This window comes from Streptomyces sp. NPDC048650 (assembly GCF_043199095.1).
Taxonomy (GTDB): domain Bacteria; phylum Actinomycetota; class Actinomycetes; order Streptomycetales; family Streptomycetaceae; genus Streptomyces.
Genome location: NZ_JBICVM010000012.1, coordinates 14,270 through 31,213, shown reverse-complemented (window position 1 = coordinate 31,213; position 16,944 = coordinate 14,270). Strand labels below are relative to the sequence as shown.

Genomic DNA, 16,944 nt, shown 5'->3' with positions numbered 1-16,944 from the left:
TTTTTCTTGAACGAACGACGGTCGGATGGACCGCCTCTCCCGGAGAGATCACCCCGGGAAGTCTGAGGGGAGGGAACACGCCGGCACCGGGTCCCGCTCGACGTGTGCGTCGAGGGTGAACAGAGGGTCGGCGGTGCCTCGTAGAAGGTGGTCGAGGAAGAGCAGCACACCCGCGGAGCCGCTGCCGAGGTCGCAGCTCAGCCGTATCCCCGGGTCCCCGTTCAGATACGTGCCGTCTTCGGTGGGAACGAGGTGCACGAACAGGCGCGTCGCCACGTCCTCGGCCATCGCGCGGGCCGACTCGTCGCCGGTCCGCCGGGCGACGTCGGACCAGTAGGACCCCAGTCCGGCAAGCCCCTGGAACAGACCGCCGGCGCGGGTGAACAGGCAGCTCGCGGCCGTTCGGATCCCGGCTGCGGCACGGGACAGATCCTCGTCGTCCCCGAGCGAACGGTAACGCTCGACCACCATGCCGATCCCGGCGCTCCCGCTCCAGAGATACGGCATGAGCCTGCGGTCCTTCGCCGATACAGGGAACAGCAGACCGCCATGGTCGTACGTGCCCCGCGCGAGGTCGCGGTCCAGCAGTCCTCTCCCCCGCGCACGAGCCGGTTCGTCACCGGTGAGCCGGTACAGGTAGGAGAGGGCGAGGGCGAGGCCCGCGGGCCCGGTGGCCAGCCCTGTGGTCGCCAGGTCGCCGGGGGTCCCGTCGCGCGAGGGTGCGAGCAACTCGTCGGCTCGCTCCAGGTATCCGCCCTCGCCCGTCGCCGCGTGGAGCCGCAGACACGCCATCGCCACTCCGGCACGCCCATGGGCGAAGTCGGGGCAGTCGCGCAGCACCGGGTGGTCCACGGCGCACCCCAGCAGCGCCGCCGCCTCGTCGAGACGGCCGGCTTCGGCGAGGACCCAACTCAGGCCCGCCGAGCCGCTGAAGAGCCCCGGGGGCAGGACTGTCCGGGACGCGAGGGCATCCCTGGTGAAACGGGCGACGATCGCGTCCGGCACCTCCGTTCCGGACCGCTGGAGCGCGTGCAGCACGCCTGCCGAACCGTGCCGAACCCCCAGCGTGTTGGTCGCGAAGCCGTCGGGAACGGTGGGGAAGAGCGTGACACCGTTCCCGGTATCCGCCGCGCTCAGGATGCCCCGCACCAGATCATCCCTGAGGACGCTCAGCTGCCCCGTGGGGGCGGCCGCCAGCCGCTCCGGGGACACGAACGGCGTGGGTGCGGACAGCCTCAGGGGCGCCCGTCGGCGCAGGACCTGGTCCCACAGCGCGTTCGGGGGCGGGTTCACCCGCTCCAACAGGGCCCGCAGATGCCCGAGCACGGCGGGGTTGCGGTCCGCGGTCGCCTGCACCGGGGCCAGCAGGTACAACGCCACGGAGGACAGGGCGTGCTCGTCCTGTGCGAACGGGTCGGTTCCGGCGAGTTCCGGATCGAAGAATCCGACCGCGCCGATCAGCGCCGGCAGCCGGTCGACGGGAGCGACGGTCTCGAAGTCCACCAGCCGTGGCACGCCGCCGTCCTGGACCAGGATGTTGTCCGGACCGAGGTCGATGAAGGCGTGGCCCGCAGCGTGGAGGCGCCTGAGGTCTTCGCGCAGTGCGTCGATCAATTTCTCGCAGGCCGCGAAATACTGCGCGAACTCCGCTGCGGCGACGGTGCTGTTGACAACCGGATTATTCCGCACCGTCCATCCATTGAGGGTCTCCCCCTCGACGAACTCCGTCACCAGGAATTCGTGTCCGCCCTCGGTGAAGTAGTCGACGGGCTCGGGACACAATCCGGGATGTATCGCGTGCAGAGCTGTCAAGGCCCGGAATTCTGATTGCAGCCGCCGGCGTGCGTCGCTTTCCAAGCTGACCAGGCCGACGTGCGGCCGGGCCTCTTTCAGGAACACCCGCCGCCCGGTGGATTGCTGGATCCCCTGGTACGTTCCGCCGCTGTTGCTGAACCGCACGACGCGTTCGATCGTGCAGCCCCCCACCGACACCTCGCCGGCCCGGGGGGTCCGGGCCGCCATCGGCTCCTGGAACGGGTCGGTGATGCCGGGTGGAAGTCCGAATCCGATGTCCCGGCCGTCCACGACGGCGTGTCCGTTCGCATCGATGACCGTTCCCTCAAAGGATCCGTCAGGTCGTATGCGGCCCTGCGAAGTGAAGGCACCGTAGCGGTAGTACACGCAGGCCGATCCCTCGAAGGCACGATCGGTCAGAACGTACGGGCCCTCTTCACCGGCCAGCGCCTCCTTGAGATCGCGCATCAGCCCCAAGGCGGTCCGTGGGTCACCGGGATACGCGGCGATGAACTTGCCCGCCTGCGACCGCGCGGCGTGCTTGTGGTGCATCACCACGAAGTGGAGCGGTGTGGCCAGGTGTTTGAACACCACACCGTGCTCCGCGCAGAGCGGCGCCACTATGTCGAGCACCTGCTGCGCCCGATGGGCGCGGGCGCTTATGTGCACCTTCCAACCCTGCGCCTCGACGTGCGGTCCGCCGCCCGGATGCCATTGCCGCCACATTCCGGAGAGGGTGTTCCGCCAGTCGGTCGGCAGACCCTGCGGGAGATAGGGGACGTCGTTCCCGGATTCCGTTCCGGCCGGGACGTAGAAAGGACCAGCTCCCAGAACATGAGCCAATTCATTCATGGTCGTCCCTTCGGGTGGAGTGGTCCGCGGGGAGCCGATCTCCGGCTCACCGCCCTTGCAGGAATGACAATTCCATCGCCGAAAATGCGCTTGGAGAGTAATCACGACTCCATGCGTATCGCTCAATCGAATGACAGCTCGCTCACTTGCCCAAACAGCATGAGATGAGGTCGCTGAGCGCCCTAAAAGGGGATGCTTCACCCCATGCCGCACATGCCGTACTCACACGAGCGGCAGGCAGGCGAGCGCGCACACTCCCACGAACCGGCACCCGGCGCCGGGTCCATAGCGGCAGCCGGCGGCGGCCCGGGCTCAGGGACGGAGCCGGGCCGGCAGCCCGGGCCGCCGCGAGAATTGGCTCGACGTCAACTCCGGGCAGTTCGCGCTGAACGCACCGCGGATCTGCAGCGCGCGGCCCAGTACGAGCCGCCGGCCCGGCTCGGAGCGAGTCACCCAACGCGCCGTCATCGGCTCCCGATTGGCCTCGCAGCCGGGCGGATCGTCGAACCGTCGCAAGTGGCCGCGCGACAGGTGCCGCCACGTCGAGACGTCGGGACTTCTCCCGCACCGAACGCCCGGGCGGCCCCGCCTCACCTCAGGCGGGACCCTGCGCGTAGAAGGGCTTGCAGGCGCCGTCCACGTTGTCGGTGGCGATCTCCAGCACACTCTTCCCGTCGGCTGCCGGCAGCAGCGCGCTGCTGTAGTTGGCGCAGGAGTCCTCCTTACCGGAGTTCACCGTCACCGGAGCGCGCTTGGACTGCCACGCGCCTTCCCCGCCCTTGCTGTTGGTCCAGAACGTCCGCCGGCCGCCGGAATTCGGCTTGCCGTCCCGGTCGCGAGTCACCTGCCCGATCAGCATCAGCTTGCCCTGCGGGTTGCCGCTCTCGGGAGCCCACGCCAGCGTCGGTGTGTGGGCAAAGTAGTGACCGTCAGCGGTCTCCGGACGTGTCCCCGGGTCCGACGGCTCGCCCCACTCCCAGCCGTCCTCGGACGTACGGGTGTGCACGACGCAGGCGTACTTCCCGCCGGGCGTGCAGATCTCGTAGACCATGACGTACGTGCCGTCCGGCACCTTCCGCACGACGGCCATCCCCGGCCGGTCCGGCTCCTGGCTGCTCTCGACGGTGGGGTGCCGTCCGTTCCAGTTCTTACCGTCCGAGGTGCGCACCGCCATCAGCTTCTGGCTGTGCTTCGGGTCGGTCTCGTCCGAGTAGTGGCAGACGAGGTTGCCCTGCGCGTCGATGGAGAACTCCGGCTCCCACAGGCCGCCTTCGTTCCCGGCGGACGCGGCGACCGACAGATGCGACCAGGAGCGTCCGTGGTCGGTGCTCTTGAAGACGCGGATCGACATCGTGCGGGGTTTCTCGCTCTGGCCCGGCGAATCCGCCCACAGCAGCGTCCCCGCAGGCATGTCACCGATCCGCTGCGGCAGTTCGTACAGCGTGCTGCAGCACAGCCCCTTGCCGTCGGCGCCCTTCGGGTCGGCGACCGAGCCGACCTCCCGGAACGTCTTCCCCTCGTCGGAACTCTCGCGGATCACGCCGACCCCGTCCTTCCCCCGGAAGGCGACGTTCGAGGTCAGAATGCGGCCGTTGGCGTCTCCGCTGTGCTGCAGCCGGATCACCCGCGGGTAGAACCCGGGCTCCTTCTGCAGCGGCCGGCGCGCCGAGACTCCCGCCGTCCCCTGCAACGGTTCGGCGGCGGTGGACGCGGAGCCCCCGCTCCCCTTTCCGCCTCCCGTGCCGCCTCCGCCACCCTTGCCCTCCCCGCCGACGACAGCTTGTGTGACCACCACCGCCAGCAGGACACACAGGAGGGACGAGCCGAGTATCAAGAGGAGGCTGCGCCGGCCGAAGGGCGCGCGTACGAAGGGCATGAACTCCCCAGCAATCGAAGATCGTTGTTCATGCCACGCTGTCACAGCACGCTGTTCAGCAGCGAAGGGCCGGGTGCATGGTGACAGGACCGGCAACACGGTGACACGCCCGCTACACGGTCACAGGGGTGAGGCGGGGTGGCAGTCCGGAGGCGCGGCGGCAGGTCGCCCATTGCCGTACGTCTCCAGCAGGTGCAGGTGCAGGTGCCTGTGATCACGTGGCGGGAACGGGTGGCGGAATCGCGTCGGGCTGCCGGCTTCCAGTCGGCCGCGACACCGTCCGAGGATCGCCTTGCCGTCGGACCGCCGGCCCGACCCGCGGCCGAATTGCTGGACGGCGAGCAGTGGGCGGCCGTGGCCGAGGACGTCCTGCTCCGCCTCAGGCCGGACGAACCGGTCGAGGAGCAACTTGCCATGTGGGTACGGGCGTTGGACGCGGCGTGACAGCTGATGGCCGAATGGAAAAGGCCGGGCAGGACGCGAAGTTCAGCTTCGAGATCCACCACCGTCCCCGCCGGGGAGCGGTCTGCGCCCGCCGCGGGACCCGGCCACGGGCGATGCGGACGAGGACGACGAGTAGCCGTCAGCCCCTGGCATCCGCCCGGGCGGCCGCGACGTTTCTCGGCAGGACCGGTCACCGGGCGGGCAGCCCGATACGTCGCAGCCACGCCTCCACTTCGGTGTCGGCGTCCTTGACCTCTTCGCCGCGTACCGCGAGACCCTCGGCGATGGTCGCACCGGGACAGGAGGCGGCGTAGTCGCGTTCCGTGGTGCCAGGCCGCTCATGGCGTAGGTGGTGGTCGGATGGACGGCCTTGCCACTGAAGTCGAGTGCTTCGGTGAATCTCGTCATGATCATGGGTGCTCGGACGTATTCGCGCTCAAGGCGGCAGTTGCGGTCACCAACGCGCCGCGCAGAACTGTGCGCCGGCTCGGCAGGGCGGCGTGGTGCTGTGGCGTGATCATGGTGGACGGCTCCCGATAAACCGTGGAAAGTGTGGGAGCCGGGCGGGTGCCCCGGGCATTCGCTTGAGGGCACCCGCGGCCGGCCAGGCATCTGGTGACGCCTTCAGCTGTCCAGGCGGCACCCTGCGAGCCAGGTGACCATCTCGGGGTCGTGGTGGTCGAAGAACAGGGAGCTGCCGGTGTCGAGGGTGGCGATCCGGGCCAGCTGTTCGTCGGTGAGCCGGAAGTCGAAGACGTCGATGTTCTCGGCCATGCGCTCGGCCCGCACCGACTTGGGGATCGCGATGACGCCGCGCTGGGTCAGCCAGCGCAGGACGACCTGGGCGACCGACTTGTCGTACTCCTTGCCGACCTCGGCCAGAAGCGGGTTGGTGAACAGGTCGTTCCTGCCCTCGGCGAAACCGCCCCAGGACTGGATCTGCACCCCGTGCTCGCGCATGAGGTCCTGGTAGTCGGCGCGTTGGAAGAAGGGGTGGGTCTCGATCTGGTTGACCTGCGGGGGGCAAGGTCGTGTGTGCCGTCCGCGGACGTGGTGGACACCCAGGCGATGGGCCGAGGCACCACCACGGCAGTCAGCAGCCGGTAGAACTCGGTGCGGGACATGGCAGCGGGATCAAAGTCGGTACGCATGGTGATCAGTATCCACACGGACGGCCGCGGATCCTACAGCGGATCCACGGCACCCCAAACCCCTGAGTGCGACGCAAAGTGCCTGGTATCGCAGCCGCCGAGCACCAGGAGCCGACACCGGTGGACGCCTAGTTGTTGCTGGCCATGAGGTTGGTGGCACCGCTCGTCGGTGTTGACCTTCGAGTTGGTTGAAGCTCAATGATGGCGAGGTGCCAAATTCTGAGCTGATGTCAATCGGGGTTTTTGCCCAGCGCAGTGGTCTGACCTCCAGCGCGTTGCGGTTCTACGCCGACTCCGGGCTGCTGCCCCCTGCCGAAGTCGACCCGATCTCGGGCTATCGCTACTACGGCGCTGACCAGGTGGCGCGGGCGACCGCGCTGCGTCAGCTCCGCGAGATCACCATGCCCCTCGCTGCGGTCGAGGCGGTCCTCGACGCCGGGGCCGACGAGGCAGCGCGGCTGCTCGACGAGCATGTTGCCAAGATCGTCGATGATGCGGCGGCGGCACAGCAGAAAGCTGCTGACATCAAGTCCGCGCTCGGCAATGAGCCAGGTCTTCCGATTACGGCGCTGAAGGGTCCCGTGCTGGCGGATGCGGTCGAGCAGGTCCTGACCGCGACCGCACATGAGCCCGGGATGCCGGTTCTCGCCGGCCTGCGCATCGAGGCAAGCCATGAGGCGGTCACCCTGACCGCGACTGACCGTTACCGGCTCTCCACCCGAACCCTGGTGCCGACGCAACCACCGAGGCAGACCTGGGCCGGCACGGTCAACGGCGACGAGCTGCGGGCCGCGGTCGCCGAGATCCGCCGCAGCGCGCTGGTGCAACTCGAAGCAGTGCCGCACGGGATCTGGCTCCGCGTGGCCGACCGGGAGGACCGGCATTGCCGGTTGCTGCCCGAGGAATTCCCCGACTATCGCCTGATGCTCGCGTCACTGGGTGAGGTCACCACCCGTGTGACGGTCTCGAAGGATCTGCTCCTGCGCGCTCTGGAAGAACATCCCGGCGACCGCATCGCGCTGCACGTTGCCGACCACGGAGTGAACGTCGTGTCAGCGGATGACGAACACCCCGACATCCCGCTGCCGGCTACCGCGACGGGGCAGACCCTCCAGATCTGCTTCGAACTGACCACGCTCTATCCCGCCGTGAGCACCTCGATCGGCCCCGACGTGATGCTCGACCTGCGGGGAAACGACCAGCCCGTCACGATCCGCTCCGCCGACCGCGGCGATCTCACCACCCTGGCCATGCCCATCAAATCCGACCACTCCGTCTGAGAACGACGACAAGGAACATCCATGACCACCGCACCCGCCAGCCCCGACCCGACCATGGAAGCCATCGGCCAAGCCGTCACCGCAGGCCGAGCCGGTGACACCGCTGCCGCCCGCCAACAGCTCCTGAGCCTGTGGTCCGCGATCGGTGTCACCGGTGACCCGCTGCACCGCTGCTCTCTCGCTCACTACCTCGCAGATCTCTACGAAGATCCCGCCCGGGCCCTGGCCTGGGACGTCCGGGCCCTGGACGCTGCCGACGCCGTGACCGAGCAGCGCGTCCAGGAACACCACGCCAGCCTCCACATCGCCGGCTTCTACCCCTCCCTGCACCTCAACCTTGCCGACAACTACCGCCGACTCGGCTCCTTCGAAGCCGCCACCGAGCACATCAACGCGGCCAAAGAGCACGCCCCCAACCTTCCTCAGGATCCCTACGGTGACCTGCTTCGTGGCGCCATCCAAGACGTTGCCGAGGCAATCGCCGGGCGGGACCGCACACGGCGAGCCTCTGCGCCCGGTTCCCCTGTGTGACGCACAAGAACGCCCCCTCACCGTGGAGGGGCGGCGTCGCCTCATCGAGCGCTGCCGCACGAGGCCCATCGCCCACGTCGCAGCCGAGATGGGGATCTCCCGGGCGTGCGCATCGAAGTGGGTCAACCGATACCGGCGCCACGGCGAACTCGGGCTCGAGGACCGCTCTTCCACACCGCACCACAGGGAGAGTTGCCTGCGATGCGGACTCCGGCAAGGTAGATCATGACGGTCTTCTCGTGGCGGGTGGCGATGCCGCGCCACTGCTTGGGGCGGTTGATGCACCGTTCCACGGTGTTGCGCTGCTTGTAGGTCTCGCGGTCGAAGGTGGGTGGCCTGCCGCCCCGGCTGCCGCGTCGCAGGCAGTGGGCCTGCTGGTCGGCCGGGACAGGAATGACTTCACGGATTCCTCGCTTGCGCAGGTGCTGGCGGATGGCCCGTGAGGAGTACGCCTTGTCGGCCAGGACCACGTCCGGCGTGGTGTGGGGGGAGCCACGCCGCCGAGGGACCCGCCGGGTCATGACCTCCTCGAAAGCGGGTACGTCACCGGCCTGGCCGGCGGCCCCCTTTGCGGGCCCCGGCCGCGTGCTGGTGAGCCCGCACGATCGTGGAGTCCACCGAGACCCCACAGTTGAGGTCCTCGTCCGCGTCGACCTGGGCCATCAGCGTGCTGAACACCCGCTCCCAGGTGCCATCTACAGCCCACATCCGCAGCCGGTATCCGGGGAACCACGACGGCGCCGCCCATCGGCGCCCGTCCGTGGTTCCGGGTGGAGTACCACCGTGACGCCCAGACGACATCAACGGCGATGCCCGTCGGTCAGCGGACCGACTGGGCATCGCCGCGTCGTCAGACCACCGTCACGGCACAGGTACCGCGAACCTCACATCCCCGGAGCAAATATGCTCGGCTCGCGCAACTCGCCTGCTCACGAGGACACGGCCACCGGCTCGGATCGCCTCACCGCGTCAGCCGTTGCAAGTGCCGTTGTCGTCAGTCACTGTCGAACTGCCGGGCCTGAAGTCGATACATTCCCGCGTACACTCCCCCGGCATCCAGAAGATCCTCATGGGTTCCGGATTCCACTATGCGCCCCTGGCTCATGACATGTATGCGGTGCGCAATGCGGGTCGAAGCCAGCCGATGCGTGACGAGAAGAACCGCCTTGCCGGCACTTGCCGCCTTGGCGACCTGCGAGAAGACCTCGATCTCCGATTCCGGATCCAGGGCTGCTGTCGGCTCGTCCAGGATGACGAACGGCGCATCTCGGTACTCCGCCCGGGCAAGTCCAATACGTTGCCACTGTCCGCCCGACAACTGAACGCCGTTTCTGAAGTTCAACGCAAGGAGGGTATCCTTTCCGCTCTTCAAGGACGATACGAGATGCATCGCGTTCGCCTGACGCAGGGCATTGTCAATGGCCTGGTCGTCCCAAGAATTTTCCGGCCGCCCGATCCCGACGTTGGCGCGGACGGTGAAAGGCCACGTAACGAACCTCTGTGCCAACATCGAGACCTGCGAAGAAATACTCGCGCGCTCCACGGCCGCCACGGGCCGACCATCCCATGTCAACGATCCATGGGAAGGCAGATAGAGCCCAGCCAGCACCCTTGCCAGGGTCGACTTACCCGACCCGTTGACGCCGACCAAGGCCACGACCTCACCACATCTCACCGTTACGTCAACGTCCGACAATGCGTCGCGATCAGCACCGGGATACCTGAAGCAAATCCCCTCGGCCCTTATTTCCTGAACCTGTTGCACGAGAGGTCCCGCTTCGGACGACGACTCGGAGACCTCCATTCGGCAGCAGGCCGCGTGCCATTCGCTTATCGACAGGGCATTTTCGACCATGACGTTGACGGCCGTCACAAACGTGGTGACGCCGCCGCTCAAAGCCGGAATGGCCAGGAGAGCGGTACCCACATTGGCCAAGGAAAGGTCACCCGTCCAGACGAGGATCCCCATCGCGCCGTAGGTGGCCAGTGTCAGCAGTCCACTCACCGAGCCGGCAAGGAGCGAGTCCACAGCGGTGCGCTTCGCCAGCCTACGCTGCTCCCAAAGGGCTCTCCCGGACAAGCTGGTGAAGCTCTCCACCAGGTAGCCGCCGATATTATGGACTCGAATTTCCTCCGCACTGTCGCGCTCGGTCATCACAGCGGAAAGGAGATCAATCTTCCGCGTGTTCTCGATCCACCGCACCGCGGACAGATAGTGGCGGCGGGCGGCTCTGACAGCGCTGAACCCTCTCGGTATGCCGGTTACGCAACTCAGCGCGAAGAGTACCGGATGCAAGGAACCAAGCGTCGACGCAACCGCGATGAGCGAACACGCGGACCCGATGATCGTCATCACGTGACCGAAGGCGGTTTCAACGTTGCGCGAACCCGTCTTCGCCAGCGCCATCGAGTTGTGAAAATCAGGATCATCGACGATGGCGAGCTCAGCGGAAACCGCACTCCGGAGCAACATTCGCCCCGCCATCGTCCCCATTTCCGGACCTATCCGGTTGACCAGGAATTCTTGAAGAATTCGCATTCCACCGGAAAGAGCTACGGCTACGCATATGATGACCATCCCGGGAACGGCCGCACGGAACCGCCCCTCATCGATGGGCGGCCGAAGCAACTCGACCAAGGCGCTGTTGGCCGCGAGCAGCCCTGTCGCCGAGGTGACCCCGATAGAGATTTGCACGACGACGAGCAATACGACAGACAGCGGACTCACCTGCCACGCGAGCCCCAGGGTGAGACCAACCACACGCGGCAAGCCACTCAGCGATTTACTTACGGGCACCTCGCCATCGGCGGACGCCAGCTGACCAACCATTTCGCTGTGCGCCCCGAAGAGTGGATCCTCGTGATCCCGGAATCCTTCGTCACGACGAAATAGCGAGCCGGATTGGCCGGCAAATCCCATTCCCTTGAAGGGGCCCATTACCCATTACCCGCCCATCGTTTCGTCAGCATACCGCCAGCAAACGTCCCCATCCCGGAGGGCGGCCCGAATTTACGGCGTTGAAAAGCGCCAGGATTCCGGCCGTCCCGGAAATGAACCCGGGATCATTGAACTCGACCCCGGCTCGCACAGTGCGGTATCCGAGAACCGATTCCTCGTCGTACGAGTCCAGTAATTGATCAAGAAGTGATATGGCGCTCCGGCGCAGGCGTGAATCCCCCGACTCCTGCGCGACCAGCCAGGTAATCATCAGCAGACCCGCCAGTCCGTGGCACAGGGATGCCTCCCGCAGGCGATGGCCGGCCGGCAGGTGCAAGTCGGACAACGCATGCACGGCGGAGTCCCTGAGCCGGCGGTCGTCGAGCGCACGACCTGCCAACCACACGGCCCTTGCCATCCCGGCGGCTCCGTAGCACCAGGCAGCCGGCACATCTTCCGGAGGTGTGGGCAACGACGTCTCCCCGCGCAGGCCCAGACGGGCCGGCGGCCGGGGGCCGCGGGCTCCTGGCGTGAGCAGGGCACTCAGCCATCCAGCTGCGTCTGCCAGCACAGGTTCCAGATCGGTGAGGGAAGCGCGGTAGCGGGGGCCGATGGCTGCCAGCAGCCCCACTGTTCCGCTCACGCCGTGAGCCACCCCGCAGTCAATGTGCCCGGAGGGTGCTCGCAGGCGAGCCGTCTCGACCAAGAAGGCAGGCCCCGTGTACATGGGAAACCCGTCCCCATCACGTCGGACCAGGTCAACAAGTGTCTTGAGCAGGCGCTGGACCGCAAGATCGGCAACCGGATCCGCTATGAGGGAGAGTGCCGCTGCCCAACCAGTCACCCCGGAGACCAGGTCATGTACCGAGCCCTCCATTCCTTCGCCGGATGCGATCTGTTCGTCGGCGACGGCGCACACGGTATCGACCCGAGCGCACATCGCCGCAGTGAGCGCACGCTCAGCCCTTTCATATTTCTGTCCCCCGCGCCCGGCCAGCTTGACAGCTGCCAGCAACCCGCCAGATCCGTGAAAGAGGGAAAAGTCGTTGTGGCCAGAAGCTCCTAGACCCCGTGCGGATTCAGTCAATAATTGCTGAACAACTTCTTCCCCGGCCTCCGCCGTGGCCAAGGCGATCGCTATCCCGGCGGTACCGTCGGCCATCGACAAGTCTGTTGTGGACTGTGCGACCTTCCGCACCTCGGCGTTTTGCAATCTCGCGGCCAGCGTCGAGCCTATGGTTCTCGCCCGCTGAAGTTTATCGAAAGTAAACAACTCTCCCCCACTCGCCTCCGCGGCCTCTCCGCGGACCGCCCAGGCACTACCTGATCAGTTCAGCAACAGCGCCTGGTCCCATCCGCTCTTCGGCGGCAGCCCCGTGGAATATGCGTGGAGCGCAAGAGCGGTACCCGCGGAGCCCTCCAAGAACCCCGGTCGATCGAGGCGCCGGCCACCAGGAGTATGTGAACGGAACCCAAAGAGGGAATCTGGGCGGAACTGCGCAATCGCACGGGTGGCAGTCAATTCAACCAGCCGCTCCAGAACGGGTTCAGGAGCCTGCCGATGCATAGCGGAGAAGGTTTGTAGCAACCCACCCCAGCCGTGGCAGAGCGAGGCATCTGCCACACCCCACTCGATTTCCGGACGCTTCGCAAGATCCTTTACAGCCTCGATTGCCGCACTTTCCCACGCCGGCTCCCCGGTCGCTGCCCCGGCGATTTGCAGTGCTCTCGCGATTCCGGGCGTCCCGTAGCACCATGCTGCTCGACTGGAGTTGGCGCGATGGCGACTTTGCTCATCCACAAGTGACCGGTGCGTCGGCCAATAGACCCCGTAGGCGTCTCTCCGACGCTCATGGAGTATCCAGGCGGCAAACGCTTGAATGGCGTGTACATGGCGATCATCTCCGTGTCCGGCCTGGACGAGCAACGCCAATGTCGCAAAACAACCAGGAATGCCATGGGCGAGGCCGAGGTTCGCATGCCCCTGAAAGGGGTCCGAAATCGGCTTTCCTTCCAGGTCGTGGTCGACCCACCAGCCGGGAACCTCTTTTTTACCAATGACACGGGGTTCGGCGAGTGCGGCAAGCATATCGGCGATGTTTCGCAGAACGAGCGCATCCGTAGCGGGTCTGCTGAGAAGATAGCGTCCGATTCCTGCCAGACCGCTGATCACGTCGTAGTGATACCAGGTGTGACGTTCGGCGCCATCGGCAGTCCAGGAGCGAACCCGTGCCTCCAGCATGCTGTCCAGCTGCCGTGTCAGGATCGCGTGGTCGCCATGCTGCGCGCTCCGCGAGGAGGCAAACGCGACAGCGGCCAATCCGTTGATCACCCCTGGGTCATGAATCCGGTATTTCACCGCCCGGGTGATGTGTTCATGAACCACAGAGCGGTAATCAGGCTCAAAGAAGCGCAGTTCGCTGAACAGCAAGGACAGGCCGGCGTACCCGTCGGAGAGTGACGGGTGCCACCAGTGAGCAGTTGTGTCGGGGGGAGACGACTGAGCGAGCGCTTCTTCGAACTGCTTCCGAACGCTTTCCGGGTCACTGAGTCGCGCGGCGACACGCGTCACAACTTCTGCCGCTGATTTTCGGGCCGTCAACGTCCGTACCTCTCTCGACTGACAATCAGCTCAGCCATGCCGCGAGCTATTGCGTGTGCCGCCCCTTCAGACTCTCTGTCGATTCCCACAAACCGGTTGTGATGCATGTGCAACAAGGATTGCAAAATGTGACTGATTCCATCATGTTCGACTGCTTCGGAGTGCAACCCGGACAACAATTCGCGGTACCGGACAACAGCCGAGTCACGCTTTTTGCGAAGGTCCGCCAAGACGCCCGCCTCGGCTCCCGGCGCAACGGTATCCCAGCCGTTCGCCACAAGCGCACGAAGTTCACTCCGGCGACCTCGGAAGGCTTCTCTATGCTCATCGCGAGGCAATTCTTCGACCAACCGTGAAGCCCATCCTCCGGGCAGCATCGCGTGGCAGATGTCGAGAAAATTGAGAGCTGTCAGGACAGGTATTTCGAAGTCTATTCGCTTGGCTCGCAGCAATTGCAGCTGAGCTAGCGCGAACTCGCTGTCCGCTTGAAAAACCTGCTCTGCCGACTCCATGACGTCAAGGCCGCCATAGCGAGCAAACTCGGGTTCATAGGAATCCAGGTTCCACTCGCGGATGAGCCCTCGCTCCCGAAGTCGCTCAGCCCACTTCCGCACACCGGGCAATACATCGGTCAGCAGTCGGTCAACATCCCCGTGAAAGCGGATGCGCAGATGCGGATCGGGGTCCGAATAGCGAATGAAGAACCAGCGATCGGTAAACTCTTGCACGCTGTTCACCAGCGAAGGAAGGTGCTCTGCCAATACTTCGTCGTGCAATCTGAATGAAGTATAGATCTTGACATAGAGCCATTCGCCGCCTACTCGGTGCTTTGGCACGGGCGGTGTGGCAACCGGTCGGTGGAGGCGCATGGAGGCTGGAGCTGTAACTGTGGACTTCAGCGGAATGACCAACTCATTGACGTAGCCCTGCAGCCAACCCGTCCCCTCCTCGCCGTCGACGAGGGGTTCTTCGATACGAGCGTGGGGCATCCGGCGTATTTCGTCATGCAAGATGCGCTGATGCATTGGGTCGATCAGGTCGAGGATCAGCTGCCGGTCGTCAGCACAGACTCGGATTTCGCGAGGAACCTCGTACCGATCTCGCCACTCGGACATTGCCTCGCGCCACTTTTCCCAGTCCCCGGCAGATTCGACCATGGCCGATGTAGGCCTCCAGCGCTCCGGGCAAAGGATGGTCCGACGATATCGGACTCGAGGTAGGTGGGGCAGCCGAGAGTGGATTCCCCACTCCCATCCGTACCATCCCTGATGCCCACTGGAAGCGACTTCCCGGAGGAACCGGGCGGGTGGCGTGCTCACCCCTTCCGGGTTCAACATGTTGGGCACGACCACGGCAATATCGCCACCAGTTGCGGCGGACATCAGGTGAAACCGGTCCTGGCTTGCGCCGACGAGCACGTCCACCGCTCGCAGCGGGGGGACGCCCTCGTGACCGAATTCGCCAATGCTGATGGATCGATCGGCCCATTGCGGGCTTTTGACGACGTTGGCAGTAACTGCCTTGCCAGATCGATAGGAGAGTTGGGCGGCAACGGCCCCGTCCGGGATCCCGTGGACCATTCCCCGGCGCAATCCTTGATCCAATTCCGGCAGCAGGTGGGCGAAACGGCCGAACATCGCGCCCGTCTGCCAGCTTCCGCCCAAGGCGCCGAGCGCCAATGTATATTCGCCACTCTCCACCATGTCGATCGAGTCGGCAAACAGTTGAACGCACGCCTCGGCTGTGGGCGTGGGCGGCAGCGTCGACTTACGGTCAAGGCGATTTACGGTGTCATCGGAAAGAACGACCTCCCGCCCTCTGCGCTCGATCGCGGTCAGCGCCAGCTCGGCAAGAACGGCTTCGCGGTTGTGGTCATCCGCACCTGCGCGATGTGCTGGCCGATGCTCCGCCTGGGGTTTGTCGGGGCTGTAGCCTTCTGGCAGCCCCAGGCCCCGCTCAGGATCCAGTAGATCCAGGAGAGGCACATTTGTCCCGGGTTCATAATGGTTGAGGAATCGCTCATGGTAGGCGCTCAGCGCATCCGAAATTTCTCCCTGAACGGGCGACATGCGCCACAGCGCGCTCACGGCAAGGGCAGCTTCGTCGGCCACGGACTCAGGCAGTGAAACCCGTGCGTCGCTTCGCAGGTCAACTTGGAAGAAGGGGCGGTTCTCGTCATTCACTCGACACGCTGTACGAGCAGCGTCATCGAGTTCTGCACAACCTTCCCCGACGCCCGTGGCCTGGTAGGCGGAGATCTTCTCGCGAAGCTGGTGCAGGTCGGCGATGATTGCCTGATCGACCGGCGTGGGCAGCCGGTTGAGCACGTGATCGAGCGGGTCCGAGGAATCGAGAGGCGGATGCAGGTCCGTCAGCAGGATGTTCTGCCGTATCAACTGCACAATGAGCGCCTCGATTCTGGACGCGGCAGCCATGGGGAAGGACTCGCACAGGAGACTGAACAAATCGGAATAGGAAATGGGCTGTGCGGCGGCCTCAAGGGTCCGGCGGAGTACCGATGTCATTCGTACGGCAGCCTGACCGATCCTGGGAGGTGCCCAGCGTGCCGCATCGGCTTTGCTCTCGTAGACCGGTATGTGCAGCCGATCGCCTTTGACCACCCGGAGATCGCTGGCGATGAGTTTCAATCCACGAACTATCTCTGGACGGCATTCCAGATTCTGCACCACGGATGTCAGCCAGGCGCCGTCCACCCGGACATGCTTGACATGTTCCGTACCGACTGATACTTCCACACGCTCAGTGAATCTGACCGGAGCGACGCCTGCCAGAATGCCGAAGGGAGTACTGCGGCTCCGCGCCCGTATGAGGTATCGGCTCACCGACAGCAGTGCCCGACCGAGCTGTGAACGTTTGACGGGGAGCCCGTCGACGATGCGATCGACCAGGTCCGACAGTGAAGGCGCTGAGACCGATATGGCTTCACGGATTTGAGGGTCCTTGACCGCGGCGCGAATGAATTCGACCATCTGCTCGGAACTCATTTCCTCCACAGCCTTGCCCCCGGTATCCGGTGACGGGCTGCGCAGACGTGCCAGCGGCAGGCGTAGCATCGCAAAATTCTCTGCCGCATAGACAGATCCAGAAGCCAATTTTTGGGCCTTTCATAACTCTCCGCAACAAGCCTGCAGCGTCCAGCTCAGCGCAGTGCACCCCAACCCCTCATTCGACCGAAGGGTGTCCGAGAATTACACGCGTCAACTTGTCCGGATGTGGAGTGATGTTTCTCTTCTGTCAACAGCACGCCTCCCCGCCCGCAGTGTGCGGACGGGGAGGCAGTCGCCGACAGGTAGCAGTCTGGCGGACTTACCGGGAAAAAATCAGAAGCATCTACAGGGACTGCCTGTCTGACCGGTGCTGTGGCAAGAGGAAGAACACGTCCCAGCGCAGGTTGCCGTGTTGCCGCAGTTGCTCAACTTGGTGGCGGTTCCGCTGGTGGTGATGCTCATATCAAT

Annotated in this window: 9 protein-coding genes and 4 pseudogenes; 4 read left to right on the top strand and 9 right to left on the bottom strand. The window is 65.2% G+C overall.

The window, feature by feature from the left end:
- Positions 1–48 precede the first annotated feature (48 nt).
- On the bottom strand, positions 49–2,646 hold the full coding sequence (gene lanKC, locus ACGFML_RS28600) for a class III lanthionine synthetase LanKC (RefSeq protein WP_393548479.1): 2,598 nt from the start codon (positions 2,644–2,646) through the stop codon (positions 49–51).
- 595 nt (positions 2,647–3,241) lie between these two features.
- A complete protein-coding gene (locus ACGFML_RS28595) occupies positions 3,242–4,522 on the bottom strand; it encodes an exo-alpha-sialidase (RefSeq protein ID WP_393548478.1) in 1,281 nt (426 codons plus the stop codon).
- Between the two features lie 204 nt (positions 4,523–4,726).
- Here ACGFML_RS28595 and ACGFML_RS28590 point away from each other — a divergent pair, with 204 nt between their 5' ends.
- Positions 4,727–4,966 carry a hypothetical protein gene (locus tag ACGFML_RS28590; RefSeq protein WP_393548476.1) on the top strand — a complete coding sequence of 80 codons (240 nt, stop codon included), beginning with the start codon at positions 4,727–4,729 and terminating at the stop codon, positions 4,964–4,966.
- 624 nt (positions 4,967–5,590) lie between these two features.
- Here the strand turns inward: ACGFML_RS28590 and ACGFML_RS28585 are convergent.
- Both ACGFML_RS28585 and ACGFML_RS28580 read right to left on the bottom strand, forming a co-directional pair.
- Positions 5,591–5,986: pseudogene (locus ACGFML_RS28585) on the bottom strand (aldo/keto reductase); the annotation flags it as partial.
- A pseudogene (locus ACGFML_RS28580) lies at positions 5,986–6,117 on the bottom strand (flavin reductase family protein); the annotation flags it as partial. The pseudogenes ACGFML_RS28585 and ACGFML_RS28580, both read right to left, overlap by 1 nt.
- Positions 6,118–6,326: 209 nt before the next feature.
- On the opposite strand from ACGFML_RS28580, the gene ACGFML_RS28575 reads away from it, so the two are divergent.
- From ACGFML_RS28575 to ACGFML_RS28565, 3 genes and pseudogenes are all read left to right on the top strand, one after another.
- Positions 6,327–7,397 (top strand): MerR family transcriptional regulator, encoded by a 1,071-nt coding sequence (locus ACGFML_RS28575; protein WP_393548644.1) that lies wholly within the window; start codon positions 6,327–6,329, stop codon positions 7,395–7,397.
- Positions 7,398–7,418: 21 nt separating this feature from the next.
- Entirely contained in the window at positions 7,419–7,928 is a 510-nt protein-coding gene (locus tag ACGFML_RS28570; protein WP_393548474.1) for a hypothetical protein, read from the top strand.
- Positions 7,925–8,151 (top strand): annotated as a pseudogene (locus ACGFML_RS28565) (helix-turn-helix domain-containing protein); the annotation flags it as partial. The gene ACGFML_RS28570 and the pseudogene ACGFML_RS28565, both read left to right, overlap by 4 nt.
- Here the strand turns inward: ACGFML_RS28565 and ACGFML_RS28560 are convergent.
- From ACGFML_RS28560 to ACGFML_RS28540, 5 genes and pseudogenes are all read right to left on the bottom strand, one after another.
- Positions 8,051–8,768: pseudogene (locus ACGFML_RS28560) on the bottom strand (transposase). The pseudogenes ACGFML_RS28565 and ACGFML_RS28560 overlap by 101 nt on opposite strands.
- Positions 8,769–8,922: 154 nt before the next feature.
- Complete coding sequence (locus ACGFML_RS28555) at positions 8,923–10,866, bottom strand: ABC transporter ATP-binding protein (protein WP_393548472.1); 1,944 nt, start codon at positions 10,864–10,866, stop codon at positions 8,923–8,925.
- Between the two features lie 25 nt (positions 10,867–10,891).
- Positions 10,892–12,028 carry a lanthionine synthetase LanC family protein gene (locus tag ACGFML_RS28550; protein ID WP_393548470.1) on the bottom strand — a complete coding sequence of 379 codons (1,137 nt, stop codon included), beginning with the start codon at positions 12,026–12,028 and terminating at the stop codon, positions 10,892–10,894.
- Between the two features lie 165 nt (positions 12,029–12,193).
- On the bottom strand, positions 12,194–13,438 hold the full coding sequence (locus ACGFML_RS28545) for a lanthionine synthetase C family protein (protein WP_393548468.1): 1,245 nt from the start codon (positions 13,436–13,438) through the stop codon (positions 12,194–12,196).
- Positions 13,439–13,464: 26 nt separating this feature from the next.
- Positions 13,465–16,581 (bottom strand): lantibiotic dehydratase, encoded by a 3,117-nt coding sequence (locus ACGFML_RS28540; protein ID WP_393548467.1) that lies wholly within the window; start codon positions 16,579–16,581, stop codon positions 13,465–13,467.
- Between the last annotated feature and the right edge of the window lie 363 nt (positions 16,582–16,944).

Bases quoted from the DNA above. Each gene is read 5' to 3' on its own strand.
- lanKC (WP_393548479.1), bottom strand. From the start codon at position 2,646: ATGAATGAATTGGCTCATGTTCTGGGAGCTGGTCCTTTCTACGTCCCG.
- ACGFML_RS28595 (WP_393548478.1), bottom strand. From the start codon at position 4,522: ATGCCCTTCGTACGCGCGCCCTTCGGCCGGCGCAGCCTCCTCTTGATA.
- ACGFML_RS28570 (WP_393548474.1), top strand. From the start codon at position 7,419: ATGACCACCGCACCCGCCAGCCCCGACCCGACCATGGAAGCCATCGGC.
- ACGFML_RS28555 (WP_393548472.1), bottom strand. From the start codon at position 10,866: ATGGGCCCCTTCAAGGGAATGGGATTTGCCGGCCAATCCGGCTCGCTA.
- ACGFML_RS28550 (WP_393548470.1), bottom strand. From the start codon at position 12,028: ATGGCCGACGGTACCGCCGGGATAGCGATCGCCTTGGCCACGGCGGAG.